15 protein-coding genes are annotated in these 19223 nt (G+C 66.7%); 8 read left to right on the top strand and 7 right to left on the bottom strand.

The window, feature by feature from the left end; genetic code table 11:
• Positions 1 to 22: 22 nt before the first annotated feature.
• The 7 genes from ACSSV8_RS13720 to bchF form a co-directional block, all read right to left on the bottom strand.
• A complete protein-coding gene (locus ACSSV8_RS13720) occupies positions 23 to 1474 on the bottom strand; it encodes a PucC family protein (protein ID WP_454282809.1) in 1452 nt (483 codons plus the stop codon).
• Complete coding sequence (gene bchM / locus ACSSV8_RS13725) at positions 1471 to 2151, bottom strand: magnesium protoporphyrin IX methyltransferase (RefSeq protein WP_354539168.1); 681 nt, start codon at positions 2149 to 2151, stop codon at positions 1471 to 1473. The genes ACSSV8_RS13720 and bchM overlap by 4 nt, the downstream gene beginning before the upstream one ends.
• On the bottom strand, positions 2151 to 3119 hold the full coding sequence (gene bchL, locus ACSSV8_RS13730) for a ferredoxin:protochlorophyllide reductase (ATP-dependent) iron-sulfur ATP-binding protein (RefSeq protein ID WP_354539167.1): 969 nt from the start codon (positions 3117 to 3119) through the stop codon (positions 2151 to 2153). Before bchL ends, bchM begins: the two co-directional genes overlap by 1 nt.
• Before the next feature lie 67 nt (positions 3120 to 3186).
• Positions 3187 to 6768 carry a magnesium chelatase subunit H gene (locus tag ACSSV8_RS13735; protein ID WP_454282810.1) on the bottom strand — a complete coding sequence of 1194 codons (3582 nt, stop codon included), beginning with the start codon at positions 6766 to 6768 and terminating at the stop codon, positions 3187 to 3189.
• Positions 6758 to 8320: a ferredoxin:protochlorophyllide reductase (ATP-dependent) subunit B gene (gene bchB, locus ACSSV8_RS13740; protein WP_454282811.1), complete on the bottom strand. Its 1563-nt coding sequence runs from the start codon at positions 8318 to 8320 to the stop codon at positions 6758 to 6760. Before bchB ends, ACSSV8_RS13735 begins: the two co-directional genes overlap by 11 nt.
• Before the next feature lie 67 nt (positions 8321 to 8387).
• On the bottom strand, positions 8388 to 9671 hold the full coding sequence (locus ACSSV8_RS13745) for a ferredoxin:protochlorophyllide reductase (ATP-dependent) subunit N (protein ID WP_354539164.1): 1284 nt from the start codon (positions 9669 to 9671) through the stop codon (positions 8388 to 8390).
• The gene (gene bchF, locus ACSSV8_RS13750) at positions 9668 to 10156 is read right to left on the bottom strand and encodes a 2-vinyl bacteriochlorophyllide hydratase (RefSeq protein WP_354539311.1); all 489 of its coding nucleotides are present in this window, start codon (positions 10154 to 10156) and stop codon (positions 9668 to 9670) included. Before bchF ends, ACSSV8_RS13745 begins: the two co-directional genes overlap by 4 nt.
• A 353-nt stretch (positions 10157 to 10509) precedes the next feature.
• Here bchF and ACSSV8_RS13755 point away from each other — a divergent pair, with 353 nt between their 5' ends.
• From ACSSV8_RS13755 to bchJ, 8 genes are all read left to right on the top strand, one after another.
• A complete protein-coding gene (locus ACSSV8_RS13755; protein WP_454282812.1) occupies positions 10510 to 11313 on the top strand; it encodes a cobalamin B12-binding domain-containing protein in 804 nt (267 codons plus the stop codon).
• Positions 11314 to 11364: 51 nt separating this feature from the next.
• Positions 11365 to 12789 carry a transcriptional regulator PpsR gene (gene ppsR, locus ACSSV8_RS13760; protein ID WP_354539162.1) on the top strand — a complete coding sequence of 475 codons (1425 nt, stop codon included), beginning with the start codon at positions 11365 to 11367 and terminating at the stop codon, positions 12787 to 12789.
• Between the two features lie 63 nt (positions 12790 to 12852).
• Positions 12853 to 13764, top strand: coding sequence for a chlorophyll synthase ChlG (chlG, locus tag ACSSV8_RS13765; RefSeq protein ID WP_454282813.1), 912 nt, complete (start codon positions 12853 to 12855; stop codon positions 13762 to 13764).
• Positions 13761 to 15053, top strand: a complete 1293-nt coding sequence (locus tag ACSSV8_RS13770) for a BCD family MFS transporter (RefSeq protein ID WP_454282814.1) — start codon at positions 13761 to 13763, stop codon at positions 15051 to 15053. Before chlG ends, ACSSV8_RS13770 begins: the two co-directional genes overlap by 4 nt.
• 2 nt (positions 15054 to 15055) lie before the next feature.
• Entirely contained in the window at positions 15056 to 16234 is a 1179-nt protein-coding gene (locus ACSSV8_RS13775; protein WP_454282815.1) for a geranylgeranyl diphosphate reductase, read from the top strand.
• Entirely contained in the window at positions 16231 to 16776 is a 546-nt protein-coding gene (gene idi, locus ACSSV8_RS13780; RefSeq protein ID WP_454282816.1) for an isopentenyl-diphosphate Delta-isomerase, read from the top strand. Before ACSSV8_RS13775 ends, idi begins: the two co-directional genes overlap by 4 nt.
• Before the next feature lie 65 nt (positions 16777 to 16841).
• Positions 16842 to 18521, top strand: coding sequence for a magnesium-protoporphyrin IX monomethyl ester anaerobic oxidative cyclase (gene bchE, locus ACSSV8_RS13785; RefSeq protein WP_454282817.1), 1680 nt, complete (start codon positions 16842 to 16844; stop codon positions 18519 to 18521).
• Complete coding sequence (gene bchJ / locus ACSSV8_RS13790; RefSeq protein ID WP_454282818.1) at positions 18518 to 19081, top strand: bacteriochlorophyll 4-vinyl reductase; 564 nt, start codon at positions 18518 to 18520, stop codon at positions 19079 to 19081. The genes bchE and bchJ overlap by 4 nt, the downstream gene beginning before the upstream one ends.
• Positions 19082 to 19223 lie beyond the last annotated feature (142 nt).

A 19223-nucleotide genomic window follows, 5' to 3' on the forward strand; every position in this document is an offset into this window, starting at 1 on the left:
TGCTCCTTTCGAGAGGGATATGTCATGTGGGGAAATCCACGAGTCCGATGCGGGTGCTCCCCGGGGTGGTGCTGCCGCCCTGAACCCCGTGGCGCACGAGCGGCCCGAGAACGACAAGCGTGACAAAGATCAAAGCGATCTCAAGGTGATAGACGGTGGAATAGCCGGTGGCGGGGGTGGCAAGCGCCTCGCCCCAGGCACCCGAGAGCGCGAGGTGATTGACCAGATCCCGCAGCCCCCCGCCGATGGCGATGGACAGCCCCGCCGCCGTGGCAGAAGCCGCGCCCCAGGCCCCGAGCGCCAGCCCGTTGCCCGCGACACCCGCCGCCAGCGTCATCGCGGCGGTAAGCGTCGAGACGGCGAAGAGGCCCGCGCCAAAGCCGATCAGCGCCGCCCCGGTGTAGAACAGCGCAGGTGCCTGCATGGGGGCGGCGAAGATCACCGTGGCAAAGGCCATCAGCCCCACAAGCAGCCCGTTCCCGGCCATGCGATAGGTGTTGGCCCCGCGCAGCAGCGCGCGCCCGGCCAGCGCAAAGCCCGCAAGCGCGCCCATGGCCCAGATCGCCGTCAGAAGCGTGGTGGCCGCCACCGAAAGCCCCAGAACCTCGCCGCCATAGGGCTCAAGCAGCACGTCCTGCATGTTGAAGGCCATGGTGCCCAGAAACACCACCGCCAGAAGCCGCCCCGCCGTGCCGCCTGCCATCAGGTCGGCCCAGGCATCGCGGAATCGCGGGCGCGGGGCCTCGCGTTCGCTGCGGCTCATCGGCGTCAGCTTTTCCTGTTTCCAGAGCGCGATGAGGTTGAGGATGATCCCCACCGAGGCCGCGCCCTGCACCACGCGCACCAGCGTGAAGGGCGCGAAATCGCGCAGAAGCCAGCCGATCACGACGGCCGAGACGGCCATGCCCAGAAGGAACATCACGTAAAGCAGCGCCACCACGCGGGGGCGCGTCTCGTCGGTGGCGCGGTCGCTTGCCAGCGCAAGGCCAGCGGTCTGTGTCATGTGCAGACCGAGGCCGGTCATCAGGAATGCCATCGCCGCCAGCACCTCGCCCGCCCATGCCGGGCCAACGGCCTGCTGCCCCGAGAGCACCAGAAGGGCGAAGGGCATGACGGCAAGCCCGCCCATCTGCCACAGTGAGCCGAACCACAGATAGGGAATGCGCTTCCACCCCAGCGCGCTGCGATAGGTGTCCGAACGAAAGCCCAGAAGCGCGCGGAAGGGCGCGATCAGCACCGGCAGCGCGATCATCGCCGCCACCACGAGCGCGGGCACCGACAATTCCACGATCATCACCCGGTTGAGCGTGCCCAGAAGCAGCACCGTGGCCATGCCCACCGAGACCTGAAACAGCGACAGACGCAAAAGCTGCCCGAGCGGCAGGCCCTCGCTGGCCGCATCCGCGAAGGGCAGGCAACGGGTGGTGTAGGTCATCAGTTGCGCGTTGACGCGCCTCCAGGCCGGTCCAATCATTGCCGCACCTCCATCGCCTCGGAAATGTAGAAGCCGCGCGCGACCCGGCCCAGCGGCGCGAGCCGCGCCGTGCTGCCTGCGCGCATCAGCGCGCGGCCAAGGCGGGGGGCCGAATGGGGCACCATCGTGGGCGAGCGGTCGGCGCGGGGAAAGAGCCTGCCCGCGCGCCACATCGCCATCAGAAGCGGCGTGCGTGGTGCCACGGTAAAGACCACGCCGGAAGTGCTGCGCATGGCGAGCGCGTCGAGCGCGCGGGCGAGATCCTCCTCGCCATAATAGATCAGGCTGTCCATCGCCACGGTGAAATCGAAACGCCCGAGTGCCGGATCAAGCATGTCGCCTTTGTGAAAGACAACCCGCTTTTTCAAGGTATCATTGAGGCGATCATGTGCGATATCGACAAGCGTCGGCGAGATGTCGCAGGCCAGAACCTGCGCCCCGCGCGCCGCCAGTTCGGCCGTCATCTGCCCCGCGCCGCAGCCCGCGTCGAGCACGCGCGCGCCGCTCAGGTCCTCGGGCAGGCGCGCGAGCATCAAGGCGCGCATCGCGTCGCGCCCCTCGCGCACGGTCTGCCGGATGCGGCTGACCGGCGCATCCGAGGTCAGCCGCGCCCAGACCTGCGTGGCGGTGCGGTCGAAATAGGTCTCGACCCGGTCGCGTGTGGCCTCGTAACTCATCAGTCGAATCCCAGAAGCTCGAATATTTCGCGGTCTTCCATCGGCGCAGGTGCAAGCGGTTCGGTGCCGCGCCAGAGCGTTTCGGCGAGGCGGATGTATTCTGCGCGCGCGGCGATGATGTCGTCCTCGTCCGGCATCTCGAAGAGCGTCTTCTTCTTGAGGCGCGAGCGGCGGATGGCGTCGAAATCGGGCATGTGCGCGATGCGGTTGAAGCCAACCTTGCCGCAATAGCGATCCACCTCGTCGGTATCCTTCGAGCGGTTGGCCACGCAGCCCGCAAGGCGCACCTTGTAATTGGCGGCCTTGGCCTGCACGGCGGCGATGATGCGGTTCATCGCGTAGATCGAATCGAAATCATTGGCGGTGACGATCACGGCGCGGTCGGCATGTTGCAGGGGCGCGGCAAAGCCGCCGCAGACGACATCGCCCAGCACGTCGAAGATCACCACGTCGGTCTCTTCCAGCATGTGATGCTGCTTCAGAAGCTTGACCGTCTGGCCAACCACATAGCCGCCGCAGCCGGTGCCCGCAGGCGGGCCGCCCGCCTCGACGCATTGCACGCCGCCCCAGCCCATGGTGACGAAATCCTCGGGGCGCAGTTCCTCGGCGTGGAAATCGACCGATTTGAGAATGTCGATCACCGTGGGTTGCAGCTTGCCCGTCAGCGTGAACGTGCTGTCATGCTTGGGGTCGCAACCGATCTGCAAGACACGCTTGCCCATCTTGGCAAAGGCCGCCGAAAGGTTCGAGGAGGTCGTGGATTTGCCGATCCCGCCCTTGCCGTAGACCGAGAAAACCTTGGCCCCCTCGATCTGCGTCTCGGGGTCCAGATGCACCTGTAGCGATCCCTCGCCATCCTGTCCCTTCAGGACCGGCGGGGCCTGAACGGTCCTGCGGGCCTCGAGACCGGCGGCTTCACGATGGTTGGCGCGCGCTGATGGCGGTTGTTTGATGTCCAGTGGACTCATGACTGTGTCCTCCCTGTCTGGGTGGTTGGCCCGTCGCCCGGGCGCGGCTTTGTGATGCGGGGCTGGGTCATTCGGCGGCCACCCCTTCCATTCGGTCTTCGAGCGCGTCGGCGGCCTCGCGCAGCGCGGCAAGGGTTGCGGCGTCGGGGCTCCAATAGGCGCGCTCGTGCGCCTCGATCAGCCGGTTGGCCATCCGCGAGGACGCCGCCGGATTCAACTCTGCAATCCGCGCGCGCATTTCTTCGTCGAGCATGAAGGTCTCGGACATGCGCTGATAGACCCAAGGCTCCACCTGTCCGGTGGTGGCCGACCAGCCGAGCGTATTCGTGAGCGTGCTTTCGATCTGGCGCACACCCTCGGCGCCATGTTTCAAAAGCGCCTCGTGGAATTTCGGGTTCAGTTGCCGCGCCCGCGTCTCGAGCGAGACCTGTTCGGCCAAGGTGCGCACCTTGCCCGTGCCGCGGGTGGTGTCGGAAATGTAGATCGCCGCTTCCTGCCCGCCGCGCGCGCGGCGCACGGCGCGGGAAATCCCGCCCAGCGTGTCGAAATAGTGATCCACCGTGGTCACGCCCAGCTCGACCGATTCGAGGTTCTGATAGGCCAGATCCACGTCGCGCAGCGCCTCTTGCAGCAGCGCGGTGTTCTGCACCGCCTGACCGTTCACGCCATAAGCAAAGCTCTTGCGCGCCTCGTAGGCGTCGGCCAATTCGTCCTCGTCGCCGAAGGCAGAGCTGTCGACAAGCTGATTGACGTTGGCCCCGTAGGTGCCTTCGGCATTGGAAAACACCCGCAGCGCCGCCGTTTCCATGTCGCAGCCGATCCGCGCGGCATAGGCCAGCGCATGGGCGCGGATGAAGTTGCGGTCCTCGGGTTCCTCGGCCAATGCGGCCTTGAGTGCGGCCTCGGCCAGAAGGCGGGTTTGCAGGGGCAGAAGGTCGCGGAAGATGCCCGAGAGGGTCATCAGCACGTCGATGCGCGGGCGCGCAAGCTCCTCCAGCGGAATGAGATCCGCGCCGCAAAGCCGCCCGAAACTGTCGAAGCGCGGTTTTGCCCCCATCAGCGCCAGCGCCTGTGCGATCGGCGCGCCGTCGGATTTGATGTTATCCGACCCCCAGAGCACCAGCGCCACGGTGCGCGGTGTGGTCTTGTGGGTTTTCAGCAGCAGCGCGGCCTGGTCTGCCCCGGCGCGGCAGGCAAAGGCACTGGGCATGCGGAACGGATCGAAGGCGTGGATGTTGCGCCCGGTGGGCAGGATCTCGGGGCTGCGGATCAGATCGCCCCCCGGCACCGGCGCGGTGAACCGCCCGTCGAGCGCGCGCAGGAGTGCGGGCGTCTCGTGATCTTCCGCCAGCAGCCGGTCAGCGCGGGCGCGGGCCTCGGCCCCTGCGTCGGCCATCAGGTCGAGATAGCTTGCGCGCGCCTGCGACGTCATCGGCGCGCCGACGATATGCAGCCCCTCGGGGATGAGCGCCTCTTCGGTCTCGATCAGCCGCCGCCAGAGCGTATCGGGGTCGCGGCTGTCGAGATCGACCGCCGCCGCCTGTTCGGCGATGAGGGTGGCCATCTCGGCGCGCTCGGGCGCACCGGGCAGCGCCGCGCGCCAGCGGCTGAGGCTGTCGCGCAGATCAGCGAGGCCCCGGTAGAGCCCCGCAGCCGAAAGCGGCGGCGTCAGATGCGTCACCGTCACCGCGCCCGAGCGGCGCTTGGCCAGACTTGCCTCGGCGGGGTTGTTGGCGGCGTATAGATAGACATTGGGCAAGTCGCCGATGAGCCGGTCGGGCCAGCAATCGGGGCCGGGTCCGGCCTGCTTGCCGGGCATGAATTCAAGCGCGCCGTGCATCCCGAAATGCAGCAAGACGTCGGCACGGAAGCTGTTGCGCAGCCAGAGGTAGAACTGGGTAAAGGCATGTGTGGGGGCAAAGCCGCGCTCGAACAGAAGGCGCATCGGGTCGCCTTCATAGCCGAAGGCCGGTTGCAATCCGACAAAGACCTTGCCGAAGCGCGCGCCGAGGATATAGACGCCGCGCCCGTCCGATTGCACGCGGCCCGGTGCCGCGCCCCATTGCGCCTCGATCTCATTGAGCCAGGGCGTGTGCGCGACCATATCCTCGGCGCTGACATGGGCCGCGACATTGGCCTCCTGCCCGTATTGGCGCGCAGAGCCTTCGAGCACGATACGGCGCAGATCCTCGACCGTCTCGGGTGGCTCGATGTCATAGCCGCGCGCGGCCATCGCGTGCAGCGTGTTGAAGAGCGAGCGGAACACGTCCAGATAGGCCGCTGTTCCGGCGGCCCCGGCGTTGGGCGGAAAGCCGAAAAGCACGATGCCGACGCGGCGCTCCGCCACGCGTCCGCGCCGCAGCGCCACCTGCCGCGCCACGCGGTCCGCCAGCCGCCCGACCCGCTCCGGGCAGGGGGCCATGCGTTTTTCCGCGCCGGGCGCGTGGCTTTCGATCTGGCAGGCTTGCGCGCAGCCCGCGCAGCCCTCGGGCCCGTGACGGCCGCCGAAAACGGTGGGGTTGGTCGCCCCGTCCAGCTCCGGCAGGGCGATGAGCATGGTGGTCTCGATGGGCCCCAGCCCCTGCGGCGCGGCGGCCCATTGGCCGAGTGTCTGGAACTCCAGCGGATGGGCGGCGACATAGGGGATGTCGAGCGCGGTCAGAACCTCGAGTGCGGCGGCATTGTCGTTATAGGCAGGCCCGCCGACAAGGCTGAACCCGGTGAGCGACAGGAGCGCGTCGATCTTCGCGCCGCTCTCATTGCGGAAAAACGCCTCGATGGCGGGGCGCCCGTCGAGCCCGCCGGCATAGGCGGGCAGAACGCGCAACCCCCGCGCCTGAAGCATGCGGATGACAGCATCGTAATGCGCCGTATCGCCCGAGAGCACGTAGCTGCGCATCATCAGAAGGCCCACCGTGCCGCAGGCATTCTCGGGCTGCGGCAGATCGTTTGCGTCCTCGGTGATGCGGGTGCCAAGGTCGGGATGGTAAAGCCCGCAATCGGGATAATCGAGCGGCGCGGGCGCGCGCCCGCCGCGCCACGCCTCATGGCGGCAATAGCGCCCGATCAGAAAGCGCACCATGCCCTCGATATTGTCGTCGGACGCCCCCAGCCAGTATTGCATGGTCAGGAACCAGGCGCGCAGATCCTGCGCCTTGCCGGGAATGAGCCGCAGGATGCGCGGCAGGCGCTTGAGCATCTTCATCTTGCGCGCGCCGTCATCGGTGCCGCTCTTGCCCGCGCCGCGCAGCTTCTTCATGAGCTTTCCGAGCGCGCTGTCGGGGCGGGCCATGTCGAGCGTGCCCATCCGCGTCAGCCGCACGATCTGCGCGTCCGCGATAACGCCGATCATGGCGTCGCAGGCGTCACGCCGCGCCTTGAGGTCGGGCAGGATCGCGTTGAGATGCTCTTCGAGAAAAAGCAGGTTTGCCAGCACGATATCGGCCCCGGCAATCGCCTCGCGCGCGGCCCCCAGCGCCGCGGGGCAGGCCCCCCATTCGGCGGCGGCATGGACCGAGAGATCGAGACCGGGATAATCCCGCGCCAGCCGTTCGGCGGCGCGCGCACAGGGACCGGCGGCATGGCTGTCCAGCGTGAGGATCACCACGCGATAGGGCCGGAGGACCGGTATGGTGCGATCAACGTGCATAATGCGCCTTCGCCTCGTAAAGCGTGTTGATGTCGATTTCCGAGAGGCCGCGCTCGGCGGCAAAGCTCTCGGTGTTGCGCTTGGCCTTGCCGCGCACGAAGAAGGGGATTTTCCTGAGTTCGCGCTCGGCATCGCTGCACCAGATCACCGCGCCCGGTTTCATCTTGCCGGAAATATCCTCGGGGGGGGTCCCGCCCGTGGCGGGACGGGGGGCAGACAGCCCCCCTTCGTCGCGCGCCACATGCGCGCCGCCGTGATGGCTGGCCCCGGCGTCGTCGTGGAACTCGGGATCGTCGCGGAACATGTGCAGGAGGTGCTCCTCGAGCCCCATCACCAGCGGATGCACCCAGGTGTCGAAAATCACGTTCGCGCCCTCGATCCCCATCTGGGGGGAGTAGCGGGCGGGGAAATCCTGCACATGGACCGGCGCAGAGATGACCGCGCAGGGGATGCCGAGGCGTTTGCCGATCATCCGCTCCATCTGCGTGCCGAGAATCATTTCGGGGGAGAGCGCCGCGATGGCGGCCTCGACCTCGAGATAGTCGTCGGTAATGAGCGCCTCGACGCCATAGTCCCTGGCGAGCGTCCGCACCGGGCGGGCCATTTCGCGGTTGTAGCAGCCCAGTCCCGCCACCTCGAAGCCCATCTCGTCACGGGCGATGCGGGCGGCGGCCACGACATGGGTGCCGTCGCCGAAAATGAACACGCGCTTGCCGGTCAGATAGGTGCTGTCCACGCTTGCCGCATACCAGGGCTGGCGCAGGCGGGTCTCATCCAGGCGGGGCTTGGCATCGGTGAGCGCGGCCACCTCGGCCACGAAATCGCGGGTCGCGCCCGCGCCGATGGGCACGGTGCGGGTATAGGGCAGGCCAAGCTCGCGCTCCATCCAGCGGCAGGCGCTGTCGCCCGTCTCGGGATACATCAGCACGTTGACATGCGCAGCCCCCAGCCGGGCGATGTCCGTGGGCGTGGCCCCGTAGGGCGCGCAGACATTGACCGCGATGCCCATGTCTTCCAAGAGCGCCGTCACCTCGGTGATGTCGTCGCGGTGGCGAAAGCCAAGGGCGGTGGGGCCGATCAGGTTGGCGCTGAGATGCGACGTCCGGTCCATCGGTTTGGCCAGCGCGCGGGTGATCTGGTAAAATGTCTCGTCCGCGCCGAAATTTTCCTTGCGCTGGTAGCTGGGCAATTCCAGCGCAATGACCGGGCAGGGCAGGCCCATCAGTTCGGCCATGCCGCCGGGATCGTCCTGGATCAGCTCGGCGGTGCAGGAGGCGCCGACGATCATCGCTTCGGGCTTGAACCGGTCATAGGCGGCGCGGGCCGCGGTCTTGAAGAGGTTGGCCGTGTCCGCGCCCAGATCGCGTGCCTGGAAGGTCGTGTAGGTCACCGGCGGGCGGTGGTTGCGGCGCTCGATCATGGTGAAGAGAAGATCGGCATAGGTGTCGCCCTGCGGCGCGTGCAGCACGTAATGCAGCCCCTTCATGGCGGTGGCCACGCGCATCGCGCCGACATGGGGCGGGCCCTCATATGTCCAGAGGGTGAGCTTCATGGCCGACCTCCGGGGGCGCTTCGCCCCCCGGACCCCCCGAGGATATTTGTGGCAAGATGATGGGGGGTCATTCGGCGGCCTCGCGGTTCAGGAGCGCGCGGCGGTTGAGGGGCCGGGCGAAAAGCGCGGCGAGATCGCCCGCCTGCTCGTAAAAATGCACCGGGGTGAAGACCAGCTCGATCGCCCATTTTGTCGTCAGCCCCTCGGCCTCGAGCGGGTTGGCGAGGCCGAGGCCGCAGACGGTGAGATCGGGGCGGGCGGCGCGGCAGCGATCAAGCTGGCGCTCCACGTCCTGACCTTCGGAGAGGGCGGGACCCTCGGGCAGAAGCGCCAGATCGGGGCCAAGAAGCGTGCGGTGCAGGAAAGGGGTGCCCACCTCGAGCGCGGTCATGCCGCATTCGCGGACAAGAAAGCGCGCGAGCGGAATTTCCATCTGGCTGTCGGGGAAGAAGAAGACCGAGCGCCCCCGCAGCGTTTCGGCCGCGCGGGCGACGGCAGCGCGGGCGCGGGCGCGCGGGGCCGCGGTGACGGCGTCAAACCTGTCTTGCGGGACGCCGAATTCGGTGGCGATGGCCTGAAGCCAGGCAGTCGTGCCTTCCTCGCCCAGCGGGAAGGGGGCCGCGATATGGCGCGCGCCGCGGCGCTCGAGCGCGCCATGGGTTGCGCCAAGGAAAGGTTGGGTAAGGGCAAAGACGGTGTTGGGGCCGATGGCCAGCGCATCGCCCGCACGGCGCGCGGGCAGGACGCGGACAGGGCCGATGCCCATGGCCTCGAGAAGGGCCAGCGCCTGATCCTCGACCACATCGGGCAGGGCTCCGACGACCACCAGTTCGCGCGCCTGCGTCTCGGGCAGGGCGGGGACCATGGCGGCAAGGCAGGCATCCTCGCCTTCGGTAAAAGTGGTCTCGATCCCCGATCCGGAATAGTTGAGCACCCGGACGGAGGGGCCGTGGCGCGCCGAGAGCCGTTCGGCCGCGCGCGCCAGATCAAGCTTGATCACCTCGGACGGGCACGAGCCGACGAGAAAGAGGCGGCGGATGTCGGGGCGGCGATCGAGCAGGCGGGCGACCTCGCGCTCCAGTTCTTCCTGGGCGTCGGCCAGGCCTGCAAGATCGGTTTCCTCCAGAATCGCGGTGCCGAATCGCGGCTCGGCGAAGATCATCACGCCGGCGGCCGATTGCAGCAGATGCGCGCAGGTGCGCGACCCCACGACGAGAAAGAAGGCGTCGGGCATCTTGCGGTGCAGCCAGATGATTCCCGTGAGCCCGCAGAACACCTCGTGCTGGCCGCGTTCGCGCAGGACCGGGGCACCGGAGCAGCCCGAGACGGGCGGGGGCGTGTGGCGGGTCATGCCAGCCCCTCCATGTCGCGGCGCGCCATGCGCAGCTTGCGCAGGAACTGGCCCGCGTTGATCACGTAGGCGGTATAGGCGGCGAGGGCGACGGTCATCTCGATCTGCGCGCCAAATCCGCCCTTGAACAGCACCCAGACATAGGCGGTATGGAGCGCGATGACGGCAAAGCTGAACACATCCTCCCAGAAGAAGGCGGGGGCGAAAAGGTATTGACCGAACACGATTTTTTCCCAGATCGCGCCGGTGATCATGATGAGGTAGAGAAAGCCGGTCTTGACCAGGATCGACAGCGTCGCCGCCTCGTAGCCCGCGCCGGTCAGAAGAAAGCGCAGCACGAGCGCGAGCGAGACGAGAAAGACGAGAAATTGCGCGGGCGCGAGCAGGCCCTGCACGAGGGTCCACCGGCTGGCGTCGCGTCGCGCGCGTTGTTCGGCCGTGTAAAGCGGGTCCCGCCCGAGATTTTGGGCCGCATCGTGCCGCATCTCCCGCCCTTTCATCCCAAATGTCATGCCTCGATGCTAGGGGGGGCAGGGGCGAAGTGTCAACTAAAATTTACAGATGTAAGTCTGACTATATGTCTCCTGTTTTTGTCACCCTTTGCCGAGGATGCCGAGAATCGGCCTTTCGCCATTTTTTTATATATTTTTGGTGGAAAGCTGCTTGCGGTGGATTATTTTATGATGTGCAAGAACAGGGCCTTGCGTGGAATGTTGCGTGCCACCTGTCAGCAATGATTGACAGTGCCACCGACCGCGCGCACAGTTGAGGGAACGGGTGAAGATGTGTTCGGGTATGGCCCCGGACGGGGTCAACACCGCATCCATGGGAGGGACTCATGGGAGACGAGACAAAGCACGACAAGTCCGGAACACGCGGCCCGCAAGGCTCGGCCATACGGATTTTGGTGGAATCGGCGATCCGAAAGGTGGCGTCGAATTATACCGACAACCGCCCGCGCACCCGGGACGAATGGGTGGACCGCTTCTGCGAGGCGCTGATGTCGGAGGCGGAGACAAGCCATCACGCGGTGATCTCCTCGCTGATGTCTAGCGGGGTTTCGTCAGAGCGGTTCTATCAGGAATATGTGCCGGCGGCCGCCCATCGGCTCGGCGAGATGTGGATTTCGGACCGCGCGAGTTTCATCGATGTGACACTTGGCGCCTCGCGGCTTCAGGCACTGTTCCGGGCGGCGGGCGAGGGGCGCGAGGGGCACTGGCCCGACCGCAGCATCCCGCTGGGACAATCGGTGCTTCTGGTCATTCCGGCCTTCGAGCAGCATTCGCTGGGGGCTTTTGTGGCCGCCGACAATTTCCGCCGCAACGGTGTCTGGGTGCGGCTCTGCATCGGGCTGGAAGAGCGCGAGCTTGCCGAGGTTTTGCGCACAAGTCGCTTTTCCATGGTGGCCTTGTCACTTTCGACGTGGAAATCGGTTGAAAATGCCGGAAATCTGGTCAAATTCCTCAGGGAGCATGTGGACAACCTGCCCCCGGTTGTCATAGGTGGCAGGATCGTGTCGGAACGAGCGCCCGTTGAAAAGACGACAGGTGCGGATTTCGCCGTTAAATCGGTTCGCGAAGCGATAGAGCGATGCGGATTGGCCACGGTATCGGAGCCTCTGTCGGCGCACCACGTCAATTGAGGCAGGCACCGTGAATAATCCCGCAACGGCCAGGCTGGGGATGGTGAGACGGTGAGCAAGATAGAGCAGACATCCCAAAGGCTGCGGGCCGGGCACCTGCCGACTGTCGTGGACATTCCGGGGCTGGTCGAGCAGGCGGCGGATATGGCAGTCCTGCTGAGCCCCGATGGCATTGTCGAGGGCATTGCGACCAATGCCGACAGCCCGTCTCTGGGCAGCCTGGATCATTGGGTCGGGCGCTGCTTTCAGGATTTTCTGGCCCCCGAGAGCCGCGAGAAATTTTCCGAGCGTGTGGCGCTGATGCGGGCCGATCCGGGGCTGGAGCCGCGCCCGATCGAGATCAACCATGTGGACAATGCCAATTGGGAAGCCCCGGTGCGCTACTCGCTGCACCGCGCGGGCGAGAAGGGCGCAGTTTTGCTGCTCGGGCGTGACATGCAGCCCTATGCGGAGGTGCAGCAGCGGCTAGTGGCCGAACAGACCGCGCGCGAGCGTGACGGGCAGCTTTTGCGCGGCACCGAGACGTTCTACCGCGTCGTGCTGGAGGCGTCCGAGACGCCGCTTGTGCTGATCGAGCCGGAGCCGGGGCGCATCCGCGATATCAATTCGGCGGCGGCGCAGCTTCTGGGAAGCAAGGTGGATACGCTGCGTGGCACCTCGTTTGCGCAGGTCTTCGAGGGACGCAGGCGGGCGGAACTGGCTGATGCGCTTCAGGCGGCGGCGGTGGCCGACGAGATGCGCGGCATCGACATCGTGTCGCGGCGCAACGGGCGCGTGCTCAAGGTTCTGCCGGAATATTTCCGCGCGGCGGGCAACCTTTACATGCTTTGCCGTATCGCGCCCATGGATGACAGCGACGGTGCGGGGCCGGAATTCACGGGCGCGCTGGCGACGCTTTATGCCGATGCCAGCGATGCGATCGTGCTGACAGATGGCAAGGGTCTGATCCGCGAGGCGAACGAGGCGTTTCTGGTGCTGGCGGACGCGGCGCAACTGCGCGATCTCAAGGGCGAATCGCTGGCGGATTTCCTGGTGCGCGGCTCGGTCGATCTCAAGCTCCTGATGGAGGGGGCCACGAAACGCGGCCGGATGCGCCGCTATGCCGCGCAGGTGCAAAGCGTGGTCGGCACGCGCGCCCCGGTCGAGATTTCGGTCACGCGGTTGCGGCAGCGGGGGGTTGATCTGGGCTTTGGCTTCATCCTCCGTGAAAGCACGGCGCGCGATGCCGCCGAAGTGACGGTGGACGCGGTCGGCGTCAGTGACGAGGCGATGAAAAGCGTCATGGACCTTGTCGGCACCGCCTCTTTGAAAGAACTGGTTTCGGCCACGTCGGACGTGGTCGAAAAGATGTGCATCGAGACCGCCGTGCGTCTGACAGGCAACAACCGCGTCGCCGCCGCCGAGATGCTGGGCCTGTCGCGACAGAGCCTTTATGTGAAGCTGCGCAAATACGGGTTGCTCAACAGTTCCGATTGAGACGGGGACCCGCGTTGAGAGAAAAGCCTTTCCGCGACTCGGAATGTATAGTTTAATTGACACATGAGTGTCGCCACAACCTTACACCCCCGCCGCCGATACCCCGAGCCGCGCGCGTTATTGACGCTGCTGAAGCCGGTGACGTGGTTTCCCCCGATCTGGGCCTATCTCTGCGGTGTCGTCTCGTCCGGTGTGCCCATTGGCTCGGCCCCCTGGCTGGTGCTGCTGGGCATGGTGCTGGCAGGGCCGGTGGTTTGCGGGATGAGTCAGGCCGCGAATGACTGGTGCGACCGGCATGTGGACGCGATCAACGAGCCGGACCGCCCGATCCCCTCGGGCCGGGTGCCGGGGCGCTGGGGCCTGTGGGTGGCGCTGGCGATGAGCGCGCTGGCGATGGCGATGGGGCTTGCGCTGGGGCCTTGGGGCTTTGGCGCGACGGTGTTCGGGGTGCTGGCCGCCTGGGCCTATTCCGCCGAGCCGGTGCGCCTCAAGCGCTCGGGCGTCTGGGGGCCGGGCCTCGTGGGGCTGTGCTATGAGGGGCTGCCGTGGTTCACGGGGGCCGCCGTGCTGGCGGCGGGCGCGCCCGCGATCGAGGTTGTGGCTGTGGCCGCGCTCTATGCCATTGGCGCGCATGGCATCATGACACTCAACGATTTCAAGGCATTGGAGGGCGACCGGATCATGGGGGTCAACTCGCTCCCGGTCACGCTTGGCCCGGAACGGGCGGCGCGGGTGGCCTGCGTGGTCATGGTGGTGCCGCAACTCGTGGTGATCGCGCTCTTGCTGGGCTGGGACCGGCCCCTTCACGCTGCCGCCATTGGCGCGCTTGTCATCGGTCAAGGACTGGCGATGCGCGTCCTTCTCTCCGATCCCAAGGGCCGCGCGCCGTGGTATAATGGCACCGGCGTGATGGCCTATGTCAGCGGCATGATGATGGCCGCGTTTGCCCTGCGCGGGCTGGGAGGATTGGGATGAGCCTGAGCTGGGTGCAGATCGTTCGGATGGGACTCGTGCAGATGTGCCTCGGCGCGGTGGTGGTGCTGACCACCTCGACGCTCAACCGGTTGATGGTGGTGGAACTGGCCCTGCCCGCCGTTCTGCCGGGTCTTCTGGTGGGGCTGCATTACGGGATTCAGATCACGCGGCCCAATTGGGGGTTCCTGTCGGACACGTCCGGGCACCGCACGCGGTGGATCATCGGCGGCATGGCGGTGCTGGGCGGCGGCGCGTGGCTGGCGGCGCTGGGCGTGGTGTGGATGGCGACGAGTTTTGCGCCCGGTCTGGTGCTTTCGGTGCTGGCCTATGCGCTGATCGGGCTGGGGGCGGGGGCCTCGGGCACTTCGCTCTTGGCGCTTCTGGCAAGCGCCTGCGCGCCACGGCGTCGCGCGGCGGCGGCAACGATCACCTGGCTGATGATGATCGCGGGCATCGCGGTGACAGCGACGACGGTGGGGCATTTCTTGGACCCCTACACGCCCGCGCGCCTGCTGGAGATCGTGGGCATCGTGGGCGTCGGCGCGGTTGTGGTCACATCGCTGGCCATTGCCGGGATCGAGCGGCGCACGGGCGCCGCCCCGACACCGGAGGCGCGGCCCATGCGGTTCCGCGAGGGGCTGGCCGAGATATGGGCGGAACCGGCGGCGCGCAATTTCACAATTTTCGTGTTCCTGTCGATGACCGCCTATTTCATGCAGGAGCTGATCCTGGAGCCTTATGCGGGGCTCGTCTTCGGCATGACGCCCGGCGAATCGACGAAGCTTTCGGGCGCGCAGAATGGCGGCGTCTTCCTCGGCATGTTGATCGTCGGCATCGCCGCGACGGGGCTGCGGCTTGGCTCTTTGAAACATTGGGTCGTGGCGGGGTGCCTTGGCTCGGCGGTGGCGCTGTCGGTGATCGCCTTTCTCGGCGCGGCAGGGGTGGCGGTGGCGCTGGTGCCTGCGGTGGTGGCGCTGGGCCTCTTCAACGGCATGTTCGCGGTCGCGGCCATCGGCGCGATGATGGCGCTGGCGGGCGAGGGGCGCGCGGCGCGCGAGGGCACGCGGATGGGCCTTTGGGGTGCTGCGCAGGCCATCGCGGCGGGGTTCGGCGGGCTGACGGGGGCGGCGGCGGCGGATGTGATGCGCGCAGCCCTTGGCAATGACGCCGCAGGTTTCGGCACGGTGTTCTACGCCGAGGCGGGGCTATTCGTGCTGGCGGCGCTTCTGGCGCTGCGGGTGATTGATCATGGGCATGCGCGCGGCGCGGTGCCAGTGCCGGGAGAATGAGCATGTATGATGTCGTTGTTGTGGGCGGCGGGCCCTCGGGGGCCATAGCGGCCGAGGATCTGGCGCGGTCGGGGCACAAGGTGGCCCTTCTGGACCGGGCAGGGCGGATCAAGCCTTGTGGTGGGGCGATCCCGCCGCGCCTGATTGCCGATTTCGACATTCCCGAGGATCAGCTTGTAGCGAAGATCACCACGGCGCGGATGATCTCGCCCACGGGGCGGCATGTGGATATTCCCATCGAGAATGGCTTTGTCGGGATGGTGGACCGCGAGGGGTTCGACGAGTTCCTGCGCGCGCGGGCGGCGAGCGCGGGGGCAGAGCGGCTGACCGGCACCTGGCTGCGGATCGAGCGGGACGCGGCGGGCACCGCGGTGATATTCCGCGACAAGGCCAGCGGAGAGGAGCGCCGTGCGCTCACGCGGCTGGTGATTGGCGCGGATGGCGCGCGCTCGGGTGTGGCGCGGGCCGAGGTGCCGGGGGGCGACCGTATCCCCTATGTGATTGCCTATCATGAAATCATCGAGGCACCGGCTGCGGTCGGGGCCTATGATCCCGCGCGCTGCGACGTGATCTATGACGGGCGCATCTCGCCGGATTTCTATGGCTGGGTGTTCCCGCATGGCAAATCGGCAAGCGTCGGCATGGGGTCGATGGTCAAGGGGGTGGACCTCAAGCAGGCCACTGCCGATCTGCGCGCGGCCTCTGGCCTGAGCGACTGCCCCACGATCCGGCGCGAAGGAGCGCCGATCCCGTTGAAACCGCTGGATCGCTGGGACAATGGCCGCGACGTGGTGTTGGCGGGCGATGCGGCGGGGGTGGTGGCGCCAAGCTCGGGCGAGGGCATCTATTACGCCATGGTCGGCGGCCGCGTGGCGGCGGCGGCGGCAAGCGCCTGCCTTGCCTCGGGGCGCGTGCGCGACCTGCGGCTGGCGCGCGGCCTCTTCATGCGCGAGCACAAGACCGTGTTCCGGGTGCTGGCCTCGATGCAGAATGCCTATTACAGGTCGGACGAGCGGCGCGAGCGGTTCGTGTCGCTCTGCCATGACATCGACGTGCAGCGGCTGACATTCGAGGCCTATATGAACAAGAAACTGGTGCGCGCGCGGCCCCTTGCGCATGTCAAGATCGGGTTGAAGAACCTGGCCCACCTGACACGGCTGGTGCCGGCGGTCTATACATGAGCGACATGATCCCCACCTGGCTTGGCGGCGATCTGGTGGCCGTCGAAAAGCTCGAGGCGCATCGGCGCGGGCTGCGGCACAAGGCGGTGTCGGTTTTCGTGCTCCATGGCGATGAGGTGCTGATCCAGCGCCGCGCGCTGGGGAAATATCACACGCCGGGCCTCTGGGCGAATACCTGCTGCACCCATCCGCGCTGGGGCGAGGCGGGGCTGGCCTGTGCCGAGCGTCGGCTTGACGAGGAGTTGGGGATCACCGGGCTGGACCTGCGCCCGCGCGGGCAGGTGGAATATCGCGCCGATGTGGGCGGCGGTCTGATCGAGCATGAGGTGGTGGAGGTGTTCGTGGCCCATGTCACGACGCGCATCACCCCGCGCCCAAACCCCGAAGAGGTGATGGCGGTGGACTGGATCAGCCGCGCCGCGCTGATGCTGCGCATCGCCAACAATCCGGCGGCCTTTACGCCCTGGCTGCGCATCTATCTGGAGCGTCACGCCGCGCAGATCTTCGCCGGGGCGGAAAACACGGCGGAAATCCGCGCCTGATTGATCCATGTCAATTTATTGAATCGCCCACCCTGTCAACCTAAGTTGACACAAGGGAGGCGCTCATGCGACTGGTTCTCATTCATCCGAACTATCATTCCGGCGGGGCCGAGATCGCCGGCAACTGGCCGCCTGCATGGGTGGCCTATCTTGTCGGGCCGCTCAAGGCCGCCGGTTATGACGACATCCACTTCATCGACGCGATGACGCATAATGTCGAGGAGGACGAGCTGCGCGACCGCATTGCCGTGCTGCAACCCGATATCGTCGGTTGCACCGCGATCACGCCGTCGATCTACCGCGCCGAGCGGGTGCTGGAGATCGCGCGCGAGGTGGTGCCGGAGGCGGTGACGGTGCTGGGGGGCGTGCATGCCACCTTCATGTATCGGCAGGTCCTGTCGGAGGCCCCGCATATCGACGTGATCGTGCGTGGCGAGGGCGAGCAGGTCTTTCTCGATCTGGTGCGCGCCATCGACGATGGGCGCTGGCAGAGCGACCGAAAGCGGATCAAGGGCATCGCCTATAGCGAGGGGGGCGAGATCATCGCCACCTCTGCGGCACCGACGATTGCCGATCTTGATACGATCACGCCCGACTGGTCGATCCTCGACTGGGAGAAATACATCTACATCCCGCTGAACACACGGCTTGCCATCCCGAGCCTGGCGCGCGGCTGTCCGTTCACCTGTTCGTTTTGCAGCCAGTGGAAATTCTGGCGCGATTACCGCGTGCGCGACCCGCAAAAGGTGGTGGACGAGATCGAGGACCTGGTGAACAACCACGGTGTCGGCTTCTTCATCCTCGCCGATGAGGAGCCCACCATCAACAAGCGCAAATTCACCGAGTTCTGCGAGGAACTGATCCGGCGCGGCCTGCCGGAGCGCGTCAAATGGGGCATCAACACCCGCGTGACGGACATTCAGCGCGACAAGGACATGTTGCCGCTCTGGCGCGAGGCGGGCCTGGTGCATGTCAGCCTCGGGACGGAAGCCGCCGCACAGATGAAGCTTGATCTCTTCAACAAGGAAACGAAGGTCGAGGAGAACAAGGAGGCCATTCGCCTCCTGCGCGAGGCCGATATCTTCACCGAGGCGCAGTTCATCGTGGGGCTGGATAACGAGACCGAGGAGACGCTGGAGGAGACCTATCGTTTCGCCCGCGACTGGAACCCCGACCTGGCCAACTGGACGATGTATACGCCCTGGCCGTTCACGCCGCTCTTTCAGGAATTGCGCGACAAGGTCGAGGTGTTCGACTTCGAGAAATACAATTTCGTCACCCCCATCATGAAGCCTGCGGCGATGGACCGTGCCACGCTTCTGGACCGGGTGATGCACAATTACCGGCGCTTCTACATGAACAAGGCGCTGTTTCATTACCCGTGGCGGGGGCGCGGGTTCCGGCGGAAATACCTGCTGGGCTGTCTCAAGGCCTTTGCCAAGGCGGGGTTCGCGCGGACATTCTACGATCTGGGCAAGGTGGGTTACTGGGGGCCGCAGTCCAAGAAACAAGTGGATTTCCACTTTGACGACACGCGCGGGATCGCCGATGCGCAGATGGCCGATTGGGACGCGATGGCCGACCGCAAGCGCCGCGCGCAAGAGCGCAAGGCCAGCGTGCGCGAGCAGATCAAGGCGAAAAAAGCCGATCTCGCGGCCACGCAGGCCGGGGCGCGCGCCTGTGGCGGGGGCGGTCAGATGGCCGATGACGTGCCGATCCTGCGCCCGCAGACGGCGGCGGAATGAGCCACGGCGCGCGCGTCGGGCCAAACGCGATCCTGCAAACCGTGGCCGCGCTCGAGGCGCGGGGCGGGCGCGCGCTGGCGGAGCGGGTTCTGGGCCATGCGGGCTGTGCGGGCTATCTCGATGCCCCGCCCGAGGAGATGATCCCCGAGCAGGCGGCGGCGGCGGTTTTGCGTGCGCTGCCCGCCTGTCTCTCGCCTGCGGAGGCCCGCGCGGTGGCGCGCGATGCAGGGGCGCGCACGGGGGGCTATATCCTGCGCCACCGCATCCCTGCGCCCGCGCAACTCGTGTTGCGGTTGCTGCCCGCACGCCTTGCCGCGCCGATCCTCATGCGCGCCATGGCCGCCCATGCCTGGACCTTTGCCGGATCGGGCGAGGTCAGCATCGCGCCCGCGCGCCTGACGATCCGGGCAAACCCGCTCTCGGTGCCTGGCTGCGAGTGGCATTGCGCGGTATTCGAGGCACTGTTTCGGCGGCTGGTCGGCGCGAAATGCGCCGTGCGCGAGGTGAGTTGCTGCGCGCGGGGGGCGGCGGCTTGCGTCTTTGTCATCGAGACAGGGTGAGTGGCTATGAGCGGCGCGCCATGTTGCGGTTGCGTTGGGGATGTTTTGGCCTGAAGGGGACATTGGTGGAGCCGCGCGAGGGCCCGACCGCGGGTGGGCGCTGCTCGGGCTTTGGTGGTCGCTTTATGGTGCCAAATACTGG

The organism is Roseovarius sp. MBR-79, assembly GCF_053628555.1.

Bases quoted from the DNA above. Each gene is read 5' to 3' on its own strand.
- bchM (WP_354539168.1), bottom strand. From the start codon at position 2,151: ATGAGTTACGAGGCCACACGCGACCGGGTCGAGACCTATTTCGACCGC.
- bchE (WP_454282817.1), top strand. From the start codon at position 16,842: ATGCGACTGGTTCTCATTCATCCGAACTATCATTCCGGCGGGGCCGAG.
- ACSSV8_RS13720 (WP_454282809.1), bottom strand. From the start codon at position 1,474: ATGATTGGACCGGCCTGGAGGCGCGTCAACGCGCAACTGATGACCTAC.
- chlG (WP_454282813.1), top strand. From the start codon at position 12,853: ATGAGTGTCGCCACAACCTTACACCCCCGCCGCCGATACCCCGAGCCG.
- ACSSV8_RS13770 (WP_454282814.1), top strand. From the start codon at position 13,761: ATGAGCCTGAGCTGGGTGCAGATCGTTCGGATGGGACTCGTGCAGATG.
- ACSSV8_RS13735 (WP_454282810.1), bottom strand. From the start codon at position 6,768: ATGCACGTTGATCGCACCATACCGGTCCTCCGGCCCTATCGCGTGGTG.
- bchF (WP_354539311.1), bottom strand. From the start codon at position 10,156: ATGCGGCACGATGCGGCCCAAAATCTCGGGCGGGACCCGCTTTACACG.
- bchJ (WP_454282818.1), top strand. From the start codon at position 18,518: ATGAGCCACGGCGCGCGCGTCGGGCCAAACGCGATCCTGCAAACCGTG.
- ACSSV8_RS13775 (WP_454282815.1), top strand. From the start codon at position 15,056: ATGTATGATGTCGTTGTTGTGGGCGGCGGGCCCTCGGGGGCCATAGCG.
- ACSSV8_RS13745 (WP_354539164.1), bottom strand. From the start codon at position 9,671: ATGACCCGCCACACGCCCCCGCCCGTCTCGGGCTGCTCCGGTGCCCCG.
- bchB (WP_454282811.1), bottom strand. From the start codon at position 8,320: ATGAAGCTCACCCTCTGGACATATGAGGGCCCGCCCCATGTCGGCGCG.
- ACSSV8_RS13755 (WP_454282812.1), top strand. From the start codon at position 10,510: ATGGGAGACGAGACAAAGCACGACAAGTCCGGAACACGCGGCCCGCAA.
- bchL (WP_354539167.1), bottom strand. From the start codon at position 3,119: ATGAGTCCACTGGACATCAAACAACCGCCATCAGCGCGCGCCAACCAT.
- idi (WP_454282816.1), top strand. From the start codon at position 16,231: ATGAGCGACATGATCCCCACCTGGCTTGGCGGCGATCTGGTGGCCGTC.